16 protein-coding genes are annotated in these 19147 nt (G+C 61.3%); 1 reads left to right on the forward strand and 15 read right to left on the reverse strand.

Annotation, left to right across the window (positions count from 1 at the left end):
- Positions 1-40 precede the first annotated feature (40 nt).
- Together AC0R79_RS05950 and AC0R79_RS05955 are read right to left on the reverse strand one after the other, a co-directional pair.
- Positions 41-439, reverse strand: a complete 399-nt coding sequence (locus AC0R79_RS05950) for a DUF4440 domain-containing protein (RefSeq protein WP_474733663.1) — start codon at positions 437-439, stop codon at positions 41-43.
- Positions 436-1806: an MFS transporter gene (locus tag AC0R79_RS05955; RefSeq protein WP_474733665.1), complete on the reverse strand. Its 1371-nt coding sequence runs from the start codon at positions 1804-1806 to the stop codon at positions 436-438. The genes AC0R79_RS05950 and AC0R79_RS05955 overlap by 4 nt, the downstream gene beginning before the upstream one ends.
- Before the next feature lie 109 nt (positions 1807-1915).
- Between AC0R79_RS05955 and AC0R79_RS05960 the strand changes: the two genes are divergently transcribed.
- Positions 1916-2797 (forward strand): LysR family transcriptional regulator, encoded by an 882-nt coding sequence (locus tag AC0R79_RS05960; protein ID WP_474733666.1) that lies wholly within the window; start codon positions 1916-1918, stop codon positions 2795-2797.
- 167 nt (positions 2798-2964) lie between these two features.
- Here AC0R79_RS05960 and AC0R79_RS05965 read toward each other — a convergent pair whose 3' ends face one another.
- From AC0R79_RS05965 to AC0R79_RS06025, 13 genes are all read right to left on the reverse strand, one after another.
- Positions 2965-3966, reverse strand: coding sequence for an SEL1-like repeat protein (locus AC0R79_RS05965; RefSeq protein ID WP_127796974.1), 1002 nt, complete (start codon positions 3964-3966; stop codon positions 2965-2967).
- Positions 3967-4207: 241 nt separating this feature from the next.
- Positions 4208-5032, reverse strand: a complete 825-nt coding sequence (locus AC0R79_RS05970; RefSeq protein WP_474733670.1) for an SDR family oxidoreductase — start codon at positions 5030-5032, stop codon at positions 4208-4210.
- Between the two features lie 35 nt (positions 5033-5067).
- Positions 5068-5532 (reverse strand): hypothetical protein, encoded by a 465-nt coding sequence (locus AC0R79_RS05975; protein ID WP_007957299.1) that lies wholly within the window; start codon positions 5530-5532, stop codon positions 5068-5070.
- A gap of 138 nt (positions 5533-5670) precedes the next feature.
- Positions 5671-7122, reverse strand: a complete 1452-nt coding sequence (locus tag AC0R79_RS05980) for a mannose-1-phosphate guanylyltransferase/mannose-6-phosphate isomerase (RefSeq protein WP_007957301.1) — start codon at positions 7120-7122, stop codon at positions 5671-5673.
- 106 nt (positions 7123-7228) lie between these two features.
- Positions 7229-7885, reverse strand: a complete 657-nt coding sequence (locus tag AC0R79_RS05985) for an alginate O-acetyltransferase AlgF (RefSeq protein ID WP_085608134.1) — start codon at positions 7883-7885, stop codon at positions 7229-7231.
- Positions 7886-7899: 14 nt separating this feature from the next.
- Complete coding sequence (locus AC0R79_RS05990; protein WP_474733673.1) at positions 7900-9075, reverse strand: alginate O-acetyltransferase; 1176 nt, start codon at positions 9073-9075, stop codon at positions 7900-7902.
- Between the two features lie 10 nt (positions 9076-9085).
- Complete coding sequence (locus AC0R79_RS05995; RefSeq protein WP_127796979.1) at positions 9086-10651, reverse strand: MBOAT family O-acyltransferase; 1566 nt, start codon at positions 10649-10651, stop codon at positions 9086-9088.
- A gap of 214 nt (positions 10652-10865) precedes the next feature.
- Positions 10866-11990, reverse strand: a complete 1125-nt coding sequence (locus AC0R79_RS06000; RefSeq protein WP_085690595.1) for a mannuronate-specific alginate lyase — start codon at positions 11988-11990, stop codon at positions 10866-10868.
- An 8-nt stretch (positions 11991-11998) separates the two neighbouring features.
- Positions 11999-13450, reverse strand: coding sequence for an alginate O-acetyltransferase (locus AC0R79_RS06005; protein ID WP_127796980.1), 1452 nt, complete (start codon positions 13448-13450; stop codon positions 11999-12001).
- 10 nt (positions 13451-13460) lie between these two features.
- Positions 13461-15032: a mannuronan 5-epimerase AlgG gene (gene algG / locus AC0R79_RS06010; RefSeq protein WP_085608181.1), complete on the reverse strand. Its 1572-nt coding sequence runs from the start codon at positions 15030-15032 to the stop codon at positions 13461-13463.
- A 26-nt stretch (positions 15033-15058) separates the two neighbouring features.
- A complete protein-coding gene (locus AC0R79_RS06015) occupies positions 15059-16546 on the reverse strand; it encodes an alginate export family protein (protein WP_085608137.1) in 1488 nt (495 codons plus the stop codon).
- Positions 16543-17949, reverse strand: coding sequence for an alginate biosynthesis TPR repeat lipoprotein AlgK (gene algK / locus AC0R79_RS06020; protein ID WP_207985095.1), 1407 nt, complete (start codon positions 17947-17949; stop codon positions 16543-16545). The genes AC0R79_RS06015 and algK overlap by 4 nt, the downstream gene beginning before the upstream one ends.
- A gap of 9 nt (positions 17950-17958) precedes the next feature.
- Entirely contained in the window at positions 17959-19128 is a 1170-nt protein-coding gene (locus tag AC0R79_RS06025) for an alginate biosynthesis protein Alg44 (RefSeq protein ID WP_127796984.1), read from the reverse strand.
- Positions 19129-19147: the final 19 nt, after the last annotated feature.

Below are 19147 nucleotides of genomic sequence, written 5' to 3' on the forward strand. Positions count from 1 at the left end.
TTGGCGAGGGAGCAGGCTCCCTCGCCAAAACCGGACGGTGTCAGCCCTGGCAAAACGTCTCGTGCAGATGCCGCCAGATCACCCGTCCGGATTCGTTTTTTTCAAACACCACGGTTGAACGTCGATCCGTGTGCAATCCGCTCGCATCGGTCTGCTGTTCGCGGTAACTCACCGTCGCGCCGCCTTCATGCAATGCGATCCCTTGAAGCTCGTCGAGCTCGATCCTGAATCCCTTCTTCTTCCCGCCCGCCATTTGAAACAACGCACGCAAGGCCTCGAAATCCAGCACGCGCCCCAGCGGCGTTACCATGGAAAACCGTGGCGAAAACCGCGTCAGCAATCGCTCCAGTGCGGTCTCTTCTTCCTCCACGGCAAACCATCGCTCGATGGCCTCATGGGCCCGGATCACTTCGTCAAAATAGTCGGTGTAGTCAGTCATGTGGATTTTTCCTGAAGGTGAGGTGAGCGCAGAAGGGCGAGCACTTTTGTCGAGTCGAAACGCAGCACGGCGGCTATCGGCAACAGCGTGAGCAGTGCAGCGGCGAGAAAGCAGTATTTGAATCCGCTGGCTCCCAAGGCGCCAAGCAATGAACTGAGCAGTGCCGCGCCGAGGCAGAAGCCGAGCTGGCGGTTGATATTCCACAGAGCGCTGGAGTGGCCCATTTTCTCCGGCGTGATGCCGACAAATGCCAGAGTCTGCGCGGTGACACTGCACAGACTGCCGCCCAGTCCCATCAGGGCATAGGCGAGGATCAACGGGCCGCTGGCGGGTTGATCGATCTGCATCAGCACGACGATGCCGAGGCATTGCAGCAGCATGCCGACAATCAGCAACGGCTTGGGACCGATCCGGTTGAAGCTGCGTTTACCCAGCATGATCGCCACGCCCGAGGCCGCCGCCCAGGCCAGCATCAGCGCCCCGGTCTGTGCTGCGCCGAAACCGAGATCGTGCAGGTACAACACGGCAATCATGTTGGTGCCGGTAAAGATGCCGGGCACGAACAGATAGATCAGCATCGCCAGGCGCAATGACGGGTTCTTGATCAGTTGAAGATCAAGGATTGCACCCGGTTTGTTCCAGCCATCGCGCAGGTAGATCCACAAGGTGATGACGCTGAGCAGCAGGACACCGCCCGCGAGATGTCGGGTTGCGGGGGCACTCGCCAGACTGACGGCCATCAGCAACAGACTCAGCGCTGCCACCGCCAGCAGCAGGCCGCGGGCGTCCAGTGTCGGGCGCTCACTCGCTGCCTGATCCGCTTTCAACCAGAGCAGGCCCAGGCCGAAAGCGAAAAGCGCCACCGGCATGTTCAGAAGGAAAATCCAGCGCCACGACAATGCCTCAACGATCAAGCCTCCAGCCGCCGGCGACAGGGCCGGCACCATCAGCGCCACCAGCAAAACCACACCGGTGAAGTGCGCGCGTTGTGTCGCCGGAAACTCCCGATAGGCCAAGGCCTGACCGACCGGCAGCAGTAACCCGCCACCCAGCCCTTGCAGCAGTCGCCAGCCGATCAGGCTTTCAATCGAAGCCGCCTGAGCGATAAGCCCGGAGGCGATCCCGAACACCAGCAGCGAACCGAGGATCAGCCGCCGCTCGCCCACCCGTGCAGCCAGCCACACGCTCATCGGAATGATCAGCGTCAGCCCGAGCATGTAGGCGTTGGTAATCCACGCCAGTTGCGTCACCGAGGCCTGCAACTGCGCGGCAATGTTCGGGTAGGCAATGCTCGCGGCGAACATGTTCAGCAGGTCGAGGGCGAACCCCAACAGATACACCAGCGCGACTTTCGAGCGATAGGCCATGGCAGCTTCCCTGTGATGAGGCGTGCAGGGTAGGGCGCTGGCCGCAATAGAAATACGCTGGTTTGGCTGCTAGTTTGTCAAAATTATTTTGACAGGGAGCGCTGCGAACATGGTCAGCCTGGATCGATTCGATACCTTCAAAGCCGTGGTCGAGGCCGGCTCGCTGACCGCCGCCGCCGATACGCTGGGACAAACGCGGGCGGTGGTGAGCTTCAACCTCAAACGTCTTGAGGAAGAGTTGGGCGTCACCTTGCTCACCCGCAACACCCGGCAACTGGCCCTGACCGATGCCGGCGAACGTTTTTATCGGCGCTGCCTGCGCACGCTGGACGAAGCACGGCTGGCCATCGAGGAAGCACGTTCGGAGCACTCGCAGCTCAAGGGTACCCTGCGGATCACAACGACCGTGGAGTTTGCGCTGGCTCAAGTGGTGCCAGCGCTGGAAGTGTTCCGAAAACAGCAGCCGCAACTGAACATTCACTTGTCCACGTCCTCGACCCATGCCGATCTGATCTCCGAACGCTTTGACATGGCGATCCGCTTGGGCCGAATGCACGACTCCAATCTGCGGGCGGTGCAGCTGTCGACGTTCGAGGTGTTTGCAGTGGCGGCGCCGGGGCTGGTCGAGCGATTTGTGCCGGTCGATACGCTGGCGGTGCTGGAGTCGATGCCGACGCTGGGGCATGGGCGAGTGCCGGAAATGACGGTCAGCGACCCCGCCGGCACCGAGCATATCTACCAGCCAAAACCGGGAACCACCGCCATCGTTGCCGACAACTCGGCGACCCTGCGTGCCTTTGCATTGACCGGACAAGGCGTGGCGATTCTGCCGCAGTGGCTGATTCAGGAAGATCTCGACGCCGGACGATTACAGCGTTTGCTGCCGGATTACTGCTTCGCGCAGCAAGGGGTTTACGCGCTGTACCCGGACACCCGGCACCTGCCGCTGAAGGTGCGGGCGTTCATTGATTTCATGAAGGGCTGGGGCTGAGATTTTGTATTGGCCGTTTTGCTCTCTTCGCGGACAAGCCCACTCCCAAAGAGAATCTCTGCCATTGCGAAGAATCCTTGTGGGAGCAGGCCTGTCATTGAAAGCATCGACGCAGTCTATTTCGCCAGAGGCCCCAGCGCTGTTAACCGCATAGTGCAAGTGACGCTTTATTTGTAGAACTTGCTGACCACCAGCAGGCCGGACTCGATGGTTTCGTCGACCGATAACTCTTCATCTTCCATGAGGGAGACAATGCGCTGGTCATTCGCGATATTCGCATCAGGTTTTTTCAGCAGCGCGGCGCGATTGATCACGATGTAGCTCATCACATCCCCACGACTTTGGGTGAACGGCTGCTCGATAGCGGTAAGCATGGTTTGCTTCACGTAGGCGTAACGCTCTGCTGACGACAGACCTTTGAAGGTATCCGGATAGTGCTGATAGATATCGGCGGAATAACGGCCGACATCTTCTTCACGCGCTTCATCTCGCAGAGTTTTCTTGCTGGTGACCTGTGTGAGGAGTTCGCTGTAGAGCTTGTCGCCCTCAGCGATTTGTGCAGCGGTCATCCTCGCTTTCAGGTCATCGCCAGCCGTGGCGTCTTCGGTCTTGGCCATGATTCTGGTCCAGGCGTAGGCGGCGCTCAGGTTGTCCTGCTCTGTGTATTGTTCGATCAATATCTGCTGGGATTCGGCATAGCCGTGCAGCGAGGAGCGTTCCAGCCAGCGAGTGGCGAGTGCAGTGTCTTGTTTGGCTCCGACCTTGCCGTATTTGTAGCTTTCATACATACCGTATTCCGCGCACCAGTCATTCTGCATCGCCGCGTAAGCCATGTAGTTGAAGGCTTCGGTGTTACGTTGATCGACGGTCATGGTTTCGTCATAACGGGCAATCATCGACAGGTAGCAAAATGCGCGCGTGTGTTTCGGGGCTGCCATGACCATGCAGGTTTTGGCGTCCTTGAACTCTCCTTCCTCGTACAACTGGTAGCCGATGCCATACACAATGTCGCTGTCGATCTGTGCGTTGCAGTGCTCGTTGGCAGTGACGGTCGGCAATACGCTTTGCAAGGTCAGTTTGGGCAGCGTGTCATTTAGAGAAGGGGCTTGAGATGCGCAGCCTGCCAGCAAAGTGAACAGTGCCAGTGGCAGTACGTTGAAGACTTTCAAAAGGTGTTTCCTGATCTGAATTGAAGCGTGTGAGCAGGGCTCGCGTCAGGCAGTTCTACAAAGCAGCGATCGCTCCGGGCGGGAACAATCGAGAGAGGGGAAATAAAAGTTCAGCAAATCCCTTGCTTGGAAGCTTGCCCCGGCGACTCCATGCGCTAGCGGGTTCACTTGAAGCGTCGGACGCTTCAAGTGCGGGGCATTCTACGTGGATCGACCGAATTGGCAATTTCACAGCTTGTAATCAAAGTTTTCCACGCAAGCCGAAGCGCTTCATCAACGTCGACTCCAGCAATCCTTTCGGCAACAACGTCGCCAGCAACGGCAACGCCCGGCTGCCATTGCCGATGCGGATCAGCCGTGGCGGTTTGCTCTGCTGCACAGCCTTGAGCAACTCGGCGGCAAATTCGCTGGCCGGCGTTGGTTTGTCCTGCGAAGCCTTGGCCCGTGCCCGAATACCTTCGCGCAACGGAAACCACGGTGATTGTTCGTTGATCAATTGCTCGGCCTCATGCCCGGCATTCTTGGCGAAGCTTGACTGAATCGCCCCCGGCTGCACTTCCAGCACGCGAATCCCGAACGGCGCCAGTTCCATGCGCAACGCATCGCTCAACGCGTGCACCGCCGCTTTCGATGCGCAATAGGCGCCGGCAAATGGCGTGACCAGCACCCCGGAGACGCTGCCGACATTCACCACTATTCCCTTGGCCCGACGCAGCACCGGGAACAGCGCACGGGTCACGCCGACAATCGAAAACACGTTGGTTTCGAACTGGCGCTGCATGGCCGGAACACCGCCGTCGAGCAGCGGCCCCATGGCGCCATATCCGGCATTGTTGATCAGCACGTCGAGGCCGCCGTGTTGCAGGTTGATCCGCTCGGCGAGTTGTTCCAGCGCTGCATTGTCATTGACGTCGAGCTGCACCGCCGTGAACCCGGCCGCGGAGAGTGCCGCGACATCTTCAGCCTTGCGCGCACTGGCCCAGACCTCGTAGCCGGCGCCTTTGAATGCATCGGCGAGGGCGCGGCCGATGCCGCTGGAACAACCGGTAATCAACGCAACGGGCATGGCGCATTCCTTGTGCAAAAGAGTGGGAGAGGGGATCAGTCGGAGAAACTACCCTGCAATCGCTCTGCGCGAAACTCCAGGGTTTGCGGGCGATAACCGGGGCGCAACGGCGGCATCGGCAGGCAGTCTTCCCAGTTGCCGCCGGGCTGCAATTCGCCGGGGCCGCGATAGCGTGGGGCGGCGTATTGATTGTCGGCCAGATTCACGGTGTCGCCCGGTGCGTACGCCGCGATGCGCCAGCGCAGTTCGGTCAGTGGCACGTCGTTGCCGTTGTTCATCTTGAGCAGCAGCGGGCGGTCGGCGGGGCAGTGTTCGGGGGCATAGACGATGCGCAATTCCAGGCGCGCCAGTTGCTTGACCTCGCGGTTGTCCAGCCACACCACCCACATCGCCACCAACCCGAGGCCGACGGCGGCGGCCATGGACACCGGCAAGGCCTTGGCCGGGTAGCGCAACAGCAGGATCAGCCAGGTGATGACCAGCAAGACGCCGATGAACATGTCGCGAAACCTCGTGGGCAGGGAAGGTTCATCCTACCTAAGCCTGGAGGCGGTTGGCGAAAAAAAAAGCCCCCGCCCAACCCGCTGCGGATAGGGGACGCAGCGGGCTGGACGGGGGCTTCTTGTTTTACGGAACGCTTACTGCGCGATGGTTTTCACCGACACGCCGCGTTCGATCGGGGTGGAGCGACCGTAGATGTCCTCGAAGCGCTCGATATCGTCTTCGCCCAGGTACGAGCCCGATTGCACTTCGATGATTTCCAGCGGGATCTTGCCCGGGTTGCGCAGGCGATGCACCGAGGCAATCGGGATGTAGGTCGACTGGTTCTCGCAGAGCAGGAACACGTTTTCATCGCAGGTCACTTCGGCAGTGCCGCTGACCACGATCCAGTGTTCGGCGCGGTGGTGGTGCATCTGCAGCGACAGGCACGCGCCCGGCTTGACCGTGATGTGCTTGACCTGGAAGCGACCGCCCATGTCCACCGAATCGTAGGAGCCCCACGGACGGTAGACCTCAAGATGGTTCTGGGTTTCGCTGCGGCCCTGCTCGTTGAGGGTGTTGACCATCTGCTTGACGCCTTGGACCTTGTCCTTGTGGGCGATCATCATGGCGTCCTTGGTTTCGACCACCACGATGTTTTCCAGACCGATCACCGAAACCAGTTTGCCGTTGCCGTGGATCATGCAGTTCTTGCTGTCCTGGATCACCACATCGCCCTTGCTGACGTTGCCGTTGGCGTCCTTCTCGTTGACTTCCCACAGCGACGACCAGCAACCGACATCGCTCCAGCCGGCAGTCAGCGGCACCACGCAGGCGCGCTGGGTTTTTTCCATCACCGAGTAGTCGATGGAGTTGTCCGGGCAGCAGGCGAAGGTGGCTTCGTCGAAGGTGATGGTGTCGTTGTCCTGAGCGCTGCGCTCGAGGGTCAGCAGGCAGGTGTCGTAGATGTCCGGATCATGCTTTTTCAGCTCTTCGAGGAAGCGGCTGGCGCGGAACAGGAACATGCCGCTGTTCCAGTAGTAACCGCCGGACTCGACGTATTCGGTGGCGCGTTTGACGTCGGGTTTTTCGACGAAGTGCGAGACACGGCTGACGCCTTCCGGCAGCAGCGAATCGCCGGTGGACTTGATGTAGCCGTAACCGGTTTCCGGTTTGGTGGCCGGCACGCCGAACAGCACCATCTCGCCGTTTTCGGCGGCGACGGTGGCCAGGGCCAGCGCACGTTGCAGGGCTTTCTGGTCTTCGAGAACGTGGTCCGCCGGCAGCACCAGCATCAGTTCGTCACGACCTTCATTGACCAGCATCATCGCGGTCAGCGCCACAGCCGGCGCGGTGTTGCGGCCGAACGGTTCCATCAGGATGCGCTGGCATTCGAGGTTCCGGTTGCTCAGCTGTTCGTTGACGATGAAGCGGTGATCCTTGTTGCAGACCACGATCGGGGTGTCCATGCCTTCGAACACCAGACGCTCGAGGGTTTGCTGGAACAGCGTGTGTTCGCCGGTCAGGGCGAGGAACTGCTTGGGAAACTGCTTGCGCGAAAGCGGCCAAAGACGTGAGCCGCTACCACCTGACAAGATCACCGGAATCATATTGTTTACTCCATAAAATCGATTGGGTCAGAGCCACGAACGTTGTGTCGTTTCACTCTTGTTGTTGTTCCGTGCCGGGCAGCGACGGCTGCCCGGTTTCATGTGCTTAGCGAGTCGACACCGGGCGTTTCACCCAGACTGGCGACAGGTTGCTGCCATTGCCGGTGACGTACAGCACTGCTGCCTCACCGCGCTCCAGGGCGACCGGTTTCACGTCGCCGACTTTCTTGTCGCCTTCATACAGCGCGAGGCTGACTTTCACCGGGTTGATTTCACGCTCGCCACGGCCCTTGGCGGCCACGTTCGGCACCACGTCGGTCTTGCCGTCGGCGGTCTTCAGGGTCAGCGGTTTGTCGCTGAGGTTCTGCACGCGCACCAGGGATTTCTGCTTGTTCTTGAACGGTGGTTCTTCGATCAGTTGCGGCGCGCCGGAAGCGTTGTTGACCAGGGTGTAGTAGTGGTCACCAGCGAGTTTTACCGGCAGGGTCTGGCTGCCGACCTTGGCGCTGTAGTCGCCGCCCGGCATGAAGCTGAAGTCGCTGCTGGCCAGTGGCGCGACGTCGCTCAGATTGGTGCTGCCGACGGTGGCGCTGACTTCAGCGTTGCTGGCGTTGTAGACGCGCACGAAGGTCGAGCCTTTCGGTGCAGTCGGGCCGTACAGCGCAGCGTCGCCACCGGCGAAGGCCTGGACCGACAGCACGCTCAGACCAGCCACGAGTGCGAAGCGTTTTGCGAGACGACGAGGAGTAGTAGTGAAAGTCATGGTGTACCTCTCTTTCAGTTTTGCGCCCGATCGGGCGTCTCGGATTTAGTGTTGATTGCTACGTTTTGTTGGCGCGCGCCGGCTTGTTTAAGCTCTGCGACCCACTGCGGGTCGGCGTCGCCGATTTCGTTGTTCACAGGCAGATATCGTTCAGGAAACTCCCAGATCAGCACCTGTGGCGGGCTGTTCTTGAAGTCGTCGCTTTTCAGGTAGCTGAGCATCGGCAGGATCGGGCCGTGGCCGTCTTCTGCGTAGCTGACGACGTCGCTGTGCAGCGCTTGCTTGAGCGCACCGACGAAGTTCCAGTTGGGGTTGGCGCTGTAGCTGGTGCCGATCAGCGCGACCGGCACTTCGCTGTTGGCGAACAGCGCGTCGTCACCGGCAGGCTGCTCGGCGGCGGCCACGGTGTTGCGTTTTTGCAGCGGCTCTTGAGCCGGCATCAGGTTTTCGAACAGCGGATCCAGCGGCAGGAACAGACGCAGGTCGCCCTTGTGCGTGACCTTCTCGGCAGGCGTGGTGACGAAACGCTGCGGCTCGCCGCTGAGCGGGAACTTGTCAGCGATGGTCTTGGCCAGGGTGTTGGCGGCGATTTCCGCGCCTTCCGGGGTCCAGTGGGTGTCGGTGCGCAGGAACACTTGCTGACCGTTCTGCTTGGCGGCTTGCAGTGGGCCGAGCAGGTCGGGGGCAAGGATCTTGTCCGCCGCGACGCGAGCGTGGAAGTCCTGATAGAGGTTGGCGTGAATGCTCGCCGGTTTCACTTCACCCAGGTGTTCCGGGTACAGGCGAACCTTGGCCGGCACGATCGCCATCACCAGTTTCACGCCTTTCTCTTTCAGGGTCTGGCGCACGCCTTCGACCAGCGCGTAGTTGCCTTGCAGGTTCAGCTCTTCGTTGACGATCGGGTTGAATTCCTCATCGCTGTACAACCACTGATCGCGACCGAGCACCACGCCCGGACGACCTTCGTTGAACAGTTTGAAATCCAGCGCGGCCCAGAGATTGGTGCCCAGACGCTTGATCGGGAATTCGTCGTCGTAGTGGGTTTCCACGGCTTTGGTCCAGCGGCCGTTGAGCACCGTCGCGTCGGCGTTGGTGCTGAAGCCGAAGAAGCTGCGCACCGACCACAGACCGAGCACCAGCAGGGTCACCAGAAACAGCGCGATGTAGAAGATGCGTAATGAGCGGGTCATGTCAGATCCCTCAGAACTGGAAGTAAAGGAACGGCGAGAAGCTTTGCGCCGAGAGTTTGAGAATCGAGGCGATGAACAGCAGCAGGATCACGGCGCGCATTGCGTAGCGCGACCAGTCCGCCGTCCAGTACGCCGGTTGCACCTGGGCGTCGACGCCGACGGTGTAGCCAGGCTCGTGGATGCTCGCCGGGTTTTCGCCGGGCGCAGCTTTGATCATTCCCGGGGTCGCGGTGGCAGGGCCGTTGGCCTCAACGTTGACTTCAGGTTTGCTCTTGGCAGGCGGCTGATTGGTGTACAGATCACGCAGGCCGAAGAACGCCAGGGTCACGTAAGCCACAACGAGGGTCGCGACTTGCAGGCCGGTGAGGCTGGCCTGATTGAGTTCCGACAGCGACCAGTCGCCGAAGCTGAACATCGCGCCGTACATGCGGCCGGCGACATGCAGGTTTTCTGCGCGGAAGATTACCCAGCCCATCACCACCAGCAGAAAGGTCAGCGCCCAGCGGATCGGGTTGAGGCTGCGCGGCGAAGTGTTGAGGCCCAGCGCTTTTTCAATCGCCAGCCACATGCCGTGCCATGCACCCCAGACGATGTAGGTGATGTTCGCGCCGTGCCACAGACCACCGAGCAGCATGGTCAGAAACAGGTTGCGATAGGTCATCAGCGTGCCTTTGCGGTTGCCGCCGAGGGTGATGTAGAGGTAGTCACGCAGCCAGGTCGACAGGCTGATGTGCCAGCGGCGCCAGAACTCGGTGATCGACTGGCTGATGTACGGCTGCTTGAAGTTTTCCATGAAGCGGAAACCCATCATCAGGCCCAGGCCGATGGCCATGTCGCTGTAACCGGAGAAGTCGAAATACAGCTGCGCGGTGTAGGCCAGCGCGCCAAGCCAGGCATCGCCCGTGGTCGGGTTTTGCAGGGCGAAGCAATGGTCGGCGACCACGGCGAGGGTGTCGGCGATGAAGACCTTCTTGATGAAACCCTGCATGAACCGCGTGCAGCCCTCGGAGAACTTGTCGAGGGTGTGTGTGCGGTTGTTGAACTGGTCGGCCAGGTCACGGAAACGCAGCACGGGACCGGCGATCAGGTGCGGGAAGATCGCCACGAACGCTGCGAAGTCGATCAGGTTGCGGGTGGCCGGGGTGTCGCCGCGGTAGACGTCGATGATGTAGCTGATCGACTCGAAGATGTAGAACGAGATACCGATCGGCAGCAGCACGTGGGTCAGGATGAACGGCTCCAGACCGACCGACGTCATCATCGCGTTGATGCTGTCGACGCCGAAGTTGGCGTACTTGAAGTAGCCGAGGATGCACAAATCCACCGCCACGCCGAGCAGCAGCCAGCGCTGGGCCGGTTTGGTGCGCACGCCGGCGGCGCCGACTTTCAGGCCGATCCAGTAGTTCCACAGGGTGACGCCGGCGAACAGCGCCAGGAAGTCCACCCGCCACCACGCGTAGAACACGTAGCTGGCGATCAGCAGCAGCAGGTTGCGATAGCGTTGCCCGCTCAGGTAGTACAAGCCGAGAAAGATCGGCAAGAACAGAAACAGGAACACGTTGGATGAAAATACCATCCCGATCTCTCCATGTTTGAACCAACAGTCAAGGGCCAAAGCCCCCCCAAACCCCCCGCTGAAAACTGGAGAGCTACGATCGTTCCCACGTCGAGGCGTCGAACCGTCTGCGTGGGAATGCCTCAATGGACGCTCTGCGTCCGCTTCGGCATGGGACGCGGAGCGTCCCGGGCTGCATTCCCACGCAGAGCGTGGGAACGATCAGCGGTCAGTGTCAGGAACCTTTGTTGCCCTTTTCATGGGACGGGTCGTAGACCTTGGTCAGGTCGCCACCCAGGCGGAAGGTCTTGAACGGCTGCATCCCGTGCTTCTTCTCGATCACATCCGGCGAACAGGTGTAGAGGGTGCAGAACGGTTCGAGCCAGGCGAATTTCATGTCCTCTTTCAAATCGGTCATGTCCTGTTCCTTGCCATTCTTCTTCTCGAAGTCCTCGGGATCTTTCACCCCGGCCAGCACCCGGTCACCCAGACGCTTCAGCGCACCGTTGTTTTCCTGACGCAGATCCACACCGTTGACCTGGGCGAAACTGGCGATCATCGCCAGCGGCGGCAGGGCGTAGTTGTGATAGGCGAGGGCGCGTTGCTGGCGCTTGAGTTCGTTCGGCAGGTAACCGTCGGCATCGACCTGATTGACCCCGACCTTGTATTCCTTGACCGCCCAATCGAACAGGTCGCGACGGTTGGTGGCGACCGATGTCGCCATCACCGACCAGGCTGCCCAGTACGAGTGATTGTTGGTTTTTTCCAGCGGCAGGTTGTCCCAGTCGCTGACCACCTGATCGGCCATCTTGCTGAACCAGGCCTCGATCAACTGCGCTTCCTGCTGGTGCTGGGCCAGCGGATGGGAGTCGGAGAACTTCAGGCGAATGTACGAAGAGGCCATGCTGCCCAGCGCCCATTTGCGCATCGACTTGCCGGTGTGGTTGAAGTCTTTCGACATCAGCGCATCGGCCTTGGCCCACGCGGTCAACCAATTCAGCGTGCAGTCGAGCTGTTCCGGACGACCGTCGCGCATGAACTGCATCACCCGCTTGGCGGTGCCGCGCTCCAGGGTGGTGATGTCTTTGGTGGTATCGCGAAAGGCTTTTTCCGACTGCACGTTCAGCGTCGCGCGGGCCTTGTCCGAGCCTTCGTACTTGCTGCGAAATTGCAGCGGGCCGGTGTAGGGCGTCGGCATCGCATCGCAGCCTTCGCTCTTGTCTCCGGTCTTGAATTTATCCACAGGCGCAAAGTAGCCCTGAGGAGGACGCAGCGGCGCGGCGGCCTGCGCGGTGCCGGCGAAGATCGCCAGCCCGAGCAGCGTCGGCGCCAGAAGAGTTTTCAGTTTCGGATTTCGCATAGCAGACCTCATTGCCCGACCTGAGCGGTTTGTGGCCCAGCGCCCGGGAATACGTTGCGTTTGCAGATTTTCGCTTCGACTTTCTGTGGCGCGGTGCCCGCTTCCGGGCCCTGGACTTCGACCGCCAGCAGGTTTTGCGAGGCCCAGTCTTCGTCCGTGCGCAGTTCAAAGGCGAAACGACCGTCGGTGTCGGAGGTTTCCGGTTTCTCGATCTTGATGTCCTCGTGGCGACCGTTCATGTACCAGAGGGTGGCTTGCAGGGTTTTCACCGAGGTGTCGGCGAAGCGGATGTCGACCTGATGGCTGCTGTTCTGCAGGTTCAGGTTCTTGCTGTTGACCAGCAGTTCTTGTTTGCTGCCCGGCTTGAGCGTGGTGCTCGCGGACATTTGCGCGTCTTTGCCTTCGCAGCCGTTGTCGAGCAGGGACATCATCTGGCGATAGATGGTTTCCTGGTCGAGGCGGTACAGCGGCGAGAATTCCCAGATGAGAATCTTCGGTGGCGTCTTCTGGAATTCGTCGCTGCCCAGGTACTGCAACATCGAACCTTCCAGACCGCCGCCCGGGAAGGCAACGTTGAGAATGTCGGCGCCGATGGCTTCTTCAAGGAAGCCGGCGAAGTTGTAGTTCTTGCCACTGTGCGAAGTACCCACAAGGGTGATTTGCGGATTGCCGGAATCACCGAACAGGTCGCCGTCACCGGCCTCGCCTTTCGGCTCGGTGGTGAACTGGTCCATGTACTGGATCGCGTAACTGGTGCCGCACAGTTGCCCGGCCATGTTGTGCAGGGTGCCGGTCTTGCCCATGCGCCCGGAGCGTTTGGTTTCGAACTCACGCTTGGGAATGTCGGCGAAGGCCGGGATCTGCTTGACCTTCTCGGCGACGATTTTTGCCGTGCGCTGCGCACCGTAAGGCGTCCAGTGCTGGTCGCCACGGAAGTAGAAGTCGTGGGCGGGCAGGGTGTCCGGCAGCGATTCGTTGGTCAGCGGCGACAGGTCCGGTACCACGTAACCCATCTTCGCGAAACGGCCGAGCATGGTCTTGTAGTTGCCCAGCGCTTTCTCGTAATCGAACGCGGCTTTTTCCGCCGGGTTGAGCTTGTTGCGGTTCACCAGACCACGGGTCGGCTGGTAGACGATCACCAGTTCGACGCCTTTGGCCTTGAACGCGTCGTGCAGCTGTTGCAGGCGTTTGTAGCCGGCCGGGGTGGTGTTGAACTCGGTGCGCAAGTCTTCCTGGGTCCGGAACAACCAGTCGCCCTGCGCCTGCACCAGGGTGGTGAAGTTCTGCTGATAGCGGGTGGTGTAGTTCTTCGCGTCGTGGGCGGCCGGGCAGAGGCTGCAGCAAGGCTCGGCGGTGAATTTCGGCGGCTGGACTTCGTCCGCGCGAGCGCCGTTGCTGGCCGCCAGAATGCCCACGGTCAGGGCCGACAGGCTGAGTAACTTGATCAAGTGTGGGTGCATAAAATTGTCCTCAGTCCCGCATTTCGGTCTGGCGTTCGACAGGGTCGATCAGCACGGCTTTCTGCTGGCGCACCAGCAGGTCGAGAATTTCATCCTGGCGCTCGCCGAGGATGCCGTTGAAGCTGATGCCGCTGGATTTGGTCGGCGCCAGCATCGACACGCGATACAGCTCGACACTCAGTGGCGAATCGATCGACAGCGGGCCGCTGCCGTTGGCCGCCAGTTCACCGCCGACCACGATCAGCGAGACCTGGGCGTCGAACGGGTCGAGCTTGATGTCACGGTCGGTGTCGGTCAGGTCCTTGATGTGCCCGTAGACGCCGGTCAGGCCGTTGGCCATGGCGACGTTTTCGTAGAGGCGGATGTTCACGCTGTTACGAATGCGGATGCCGTGGCGCTTGTTGCTGATGACCTTGTTGCCCCACAGCAGGTTGTCGGCGGACTCGTAGAGGGTGATGCCGTCGGTGTGGTTCTTGTAGATCTCGTTGTAGGCAATGATGTTGTTGACGCTGTTACGGTCGATCACCAGCCCCGAGAGGTGGTTGTCGTAGCTTTTGTTGTTGAAGATGAAGCTGTCGTTGACCTCACGGGAAATGATGATCCCGTGCTTCTTCTTCGTGCCGTACACCGTGTTCTCGGCAATGATCAGACCGTGGGAACGGTCGTGCGGGTCGATGCCGTAGACGATGTTGTCCTTGTAGGTGTTGCCCTTGACCACAAAGTCGCGGGTCTCGTAGCAGTAGAAGCCGTACCACATGTCCGAGAACTCGGAGCCGACGATCCAGCCAGTCGGCTCGGGACGCTTGAGCACCTTGGCCATGTTCGGCGTGTATTGGGAAATACTCACGCCGTAGGACTTACTGTTGGCGTAGCCGAAGCTGGCCATCTTGCTGTTGACGATGTAGGTCTCGGTCCCGCCCCAGGCCAGCAGGAACGGGCGGAATTCCTTCGGCGAACGGAAGGTTGCCGGGCCGTTTTCCTTCTCGCGCCAGCCAGTGACCTTGGTGTCACGCACGAACAGCTGGCCGTCGTTGACCAGGAACGAACCGGCCTCCTGGGACAGACGCAATTCCTGGGTCTGACCGTCGATTTCGAGTATGCCTTTACGGCCGACCACGATCGGCAATTTGGCCAGATACACGCCCGGCGAGGTTTCGCTGAAGTACTGCTTGGGCAGTTTCTGCGCCAGCTCTTTCAGGTTCATGTAGCCGTCGTCGACGAAGATCGCCTGCGGGATGCCGTGCTGACGCACCACCCATTCGGCCATCTTGTTGTCGCCGCCGATGAAGTCCTTCAGGGCGTCTTCCTGCATCATCCGGCGTACGCTGATCTTGCCCGGTTTGCTGCGCACGATTTTCGCGGCGGCGGCTTCGGCGGTGTAGCCGGAGAGGTCGGGCAATTTCGGCTTGGCCAGTTCCAGCGCTTCGGTCGGCGCGCTGCTGACGGTGTAGGTCTTGGCCTGTTGCAGCTCCTTCGCGGTGGTCACAGGCTTGGCCGGTTCCACGTTGGCGAAGGCGCCAGCCGAGGCCAGCAGCATCGCGCCGGCCAGCAGGCTGAGTGAGCCTTTGCGGGCACTGTTCATGTCGGGCACTCCCTTGGCGGTCAGCATCAGAAGCGCCAGATCACGTCGATGAACGCGCGGTGCATGTACGAATCGACCTGGCTGCCATAGGCATCACCCGGCTTGAACACGCCGCCACGGAAACGCACCAGCGCCGAAGGCTCGTCGATCGACTGGCTCAGCGCCGCCGGCAGCAAGCCTTGCTTGAAGTACTTGGTGACCACCAGATCCATTTCCTGGCCCAGATCCTTGTTGCCGTCCTGCAGTGGCAGCGAGGTGCTGGAGAGGATCGCGCCAGTGACGTCGTCGGTGTTGTTTTCCACGGCGTTGATGCCGTTGCTGCCCACCGGCTTGTTGCCGTCCACGCGCCAGAACTTGTGGTAGATCAGGCTGGCGTCGTACTGGTCGTTGAGCATCCACGAACCGAACAGGGTGGCGGTCTGCATGTTGTTCATTTCGCCACGGAACGCTTCGCCGAAACGGTGAACGCGGGAGCGAGTACCGGTGTAGTTCGAGCGGTTGCTTTCCAGGCCATTCTGTTCGTAATCGGCGCTGGCACGGGCGTACGCCGCACCGACCTGCCATTGCGGGTCGAGGCGCAGACGCACACCGATGTCGGTGGCCCAGCCGTCGACGTTGTCGCTGCGCTTGGCCTGCGCCGGGCGGGTGCCGTCGGCGTTGAGGGCGTTGACCGTGTCGCGGTCGCCGCTCATGCCGGTGATGCTGCCCCAGTAGTTGACGGTGTTGGTGTTGCGCCAGTTGTAGGCGTCGCTGTCGGCGGTCAGGCCGAGCCAGCTGATGTCGCCGTTTTCTTTCTTGTCCAGCGAATCGCCGGCCACGCCCGGCTCCGGATAGTCGAGCTTGCCGTCGTCATGGGTGTGGTGACCGCGAATGCCGACCCAGTTGCCCGGTGTCCACTGGTAAGCGGCATCGGCGTAGGCGTGCAGGCGATCCTTGTCTTTCGGCGCCAGCTCCTTGAGGTCGGTGCGGTATTCGCTGAAGCGTTCGGCGACACCGGCGTTGGCCCGCAGCAGGGTGGTGTCGAAGGTCCAGTTCAGGGCTTCGATGTTGGTGTCGCGCCACTGGCCGTCGTCGTTGCGCAGGCGCTGGCGACCGAACTTGAGGATCTCGCCGGGGTAGGGCGTCAGGCCGCTGTAGCCGACCCAGAACTCGCGCATCGCCAGGTAGTTTTTCTTGGTCTTGCGGTCGCCGTTGTCGGTGGTCTGGGTGCCTTCGCTGTCGGACTGCTGCAGGGTGTCAGTCTCGATGATGTCGGTCGAGGTCACGGCCTGGCCCATGGCGTAGGCACTCCACGCGCCGCTTTCGCCATAGACCCACGGACGCAGGTCGAGGCCGACGCCGTTGACGTCGCCGCCGCTGGCGGTGCCGAGGTCGCGGTCGTCTTCGGACTGGCCGGTGATTTTCACTTCGAGGCCGAAGTTCTTCGATTCAGTCATCGCGGCCAGGGTCGGGCAAGACCAGATCAGCGCGAACGTGAGGCCAATGCCGGCCTTCACAAAGGGATTCAATTTCATAATTTTTCCTCGCCGTCTTCTTCTTGCAGGGCGTGCAGTTGCAGCGTGTTCTGGCTCAGGGCGCCACGGGTCGCCTGTTCCTGTTGCAGCAGGCGCTGGGCTTCGGCCAGGCGCTCGGGCGGCAGTTGCGCGGCGAGGGTGGTCGCCAGCTCATCGGCTTGCGGAGTGTTTTGGGCTTTTGCCAACTGGCTGAACACGTAGGCGTTGAGCGGGTCGGGCTTGGTGCCCTTGCCTTGGGAAAACAGCTGGGCGATGGCGAAGTCGGCGCTGTTCTGGCCGTTGCGCGCAGCGGTCAGCAGATGGTCGAGGGCCTTCTGCGGATAGACTTTGCCCAGGTAGCCACGGCGGTAGATCTGGCCGAGGTAGTAATCGGCGGCGACTTCGCGGCCGACGGCTTTCTGGAAATGTTCCTCGGCGACTTTTGCGTCGGCCGGAACCAGTTTGCCTTCGTAGTAGAGCTTGCCCAGCAACAGTTCGGCGCGCGGCTGGTCGGCGGCGCGACCGTTGTCCAGGTACTTCATCATCTGGTCGGTGTCGCCCAGTTCCGGGAAGTCATACAGCAGCTGCGCGAGGGTGACCCACGACGCCGGGTAGCCCGGCGCGATCGGTTCGAGCAGCGACTGCGCGGTTTTTTCGTCGGTCTTGCCCAAGGTCGAATCGGCCAGCACACGGGCCACCGAATCCACGCGCTGAGCGCTGACGGTGCCGCGGCTGTAACCGGCCTGCAGTTGTTTGATCAGCTCCGCCTGTTGCTCCGGCGCGCCCCGTTTCTGATAGACCGTGGCCAGCTCGACGTAGCAGATGTCGGTGGTGTTGAGCGCGGCCTTGCAGATCTTTTCCACGTCATCCAGGTGCTGGTCGTAAGTGCCCTGGGTGCGATACAGCAGCACCTGGGCGAGACCGGCTTCCGGGTAACCGGATTTGCGCCACTGATCGATCTGCTGCTGAGCGTTGATGTTCGGGAAGCTGTGCGGGTATTGCAGGTACAGCATCGCGAGCGGGATCAGCGTGTTGCCTTCGCCACTGGCGGCGGCTTTCTTCAGCAGGCTTTCGGCTTCCTGATGCTCGGCCTCGGTGGAGCCGGGCTTGGCCACCAGCAGACGACCGAGTCGGGCCTGGGCACGCGGCGAAACACTGGCGGCTGCGCGGTAGGTGGCTTCGGCCTGTTTCATTTGTTCCGGGTCGCGGCTGTCGACCTGGATATCGGCGAGGCCCACCTGGGCTTCGCTGTAACCCAGGTCGGCCAGCGCACGGTAGTTCTGCGCGGCGGTCGCGGTGTCACCGCGCTTGAGCGCTTCGTTGGCCAGACGCTGGTCGGGCAGGCCGGCGCAACCGGCCAGGGCGATTGCCATGGCCAGCGTCAGCGGGACCGGCAGGATTCTGATAGGGCTCGTCACGGGCATGTCCTCGACTTAAAGACCGGCAGCCATGGCTTTGTCGATCAGCCAGTTCAGGTTCGGACCACGGTCGCTGTTCACTTCCACCGGGCGGCCGGCGAAGCGGCTGTCCAGCGGTTCGTCAGGCTGGATCTGCACGCGGATGTCGGAGGACAGGTCGGCGCTTTTCAGGCTGGTGCTGCTGACGATCTTGCCGGTGCGGGTCTTGTCTTCGCCGGCGATCTGGAAGCTCACCGGAGTGCCCGGACGCACGTCGCCGAACTGGCGATAGGAGAAGCGCGCATCGACGGTGGCCTGGGTGTTGCGCGGTACCAGCGAGAAGATCACGTCACCTTTGCTCGCGTACTGACCGTCAGCCACCAGTTGCTGGGCCACGGTGCAGTCGCACGGCGAGGTCAGGGTGCCGGTCATTTGCTTGCCGAACAGTTCTTCAACCTTGGCCGGAGACAGTTGATCTTCTTCCAGATGGCCCTTGAGTACGTCGAGCATGCTGGTGCTGAACGTCGCCAGCGGTGCGCCCTTGGCGGCAACGCCGTCGGACTTCACCAGGCTCTGCACGGTGCCGTCGCGCGGCATGGTGATGTTCATGCCCGGCACGCTGACCAGACCGGCCTGCGCATGGCTGACGAAGTACATGCTGTACACCGATTTGAAAATGAACCCCGCCGCCACCAGGCCGACCGCGAACACACCGGCGCTGAAGGTCACGGCTTTCAGGCGACCGAACGGGGTCATGCCGTGGCCGCCGTCCTTGACCTTGCGCGCCTTGGTGAAGTTGTCGCGCTGCAGGGTTGCCAGCACTTCGCCGATGCTGACGATGTCACCGGCCAGGTGCGAAGTGATCAGGTGGCGCAGGGTCGAAATGTCCTGCGGTTCGAGGTTCTGGAACTGGCACCCGGCACGGCCGGTCTGGCGGTCGAAGGAGCGCACCTGCAGCTCCACGTCCATGGCCAGGCCGAGGTTGTCGATGACGAATTGCAGACGCGCCTTGTACACCTCGCCGACGGTCAGCGGCAGTTGACCGGCATTGAACGCCAGGCCACCGGCAGACAGGTCGATGACCCGCGCATCGACTGGCGTCCGGTCTGGGCCGAAGAACCGCAGCTTGGCCGGGATTTTGACCCGGGCGTGCTGACGCTGGGCTTCGGATTCATGCACTACGTTGACGTTGACGGCGGTATTCATAGGGGCGATTTCCTTGTTA

Source organism: Pseudomonas sp. HD57-3, from assembly GCF_056113135.1.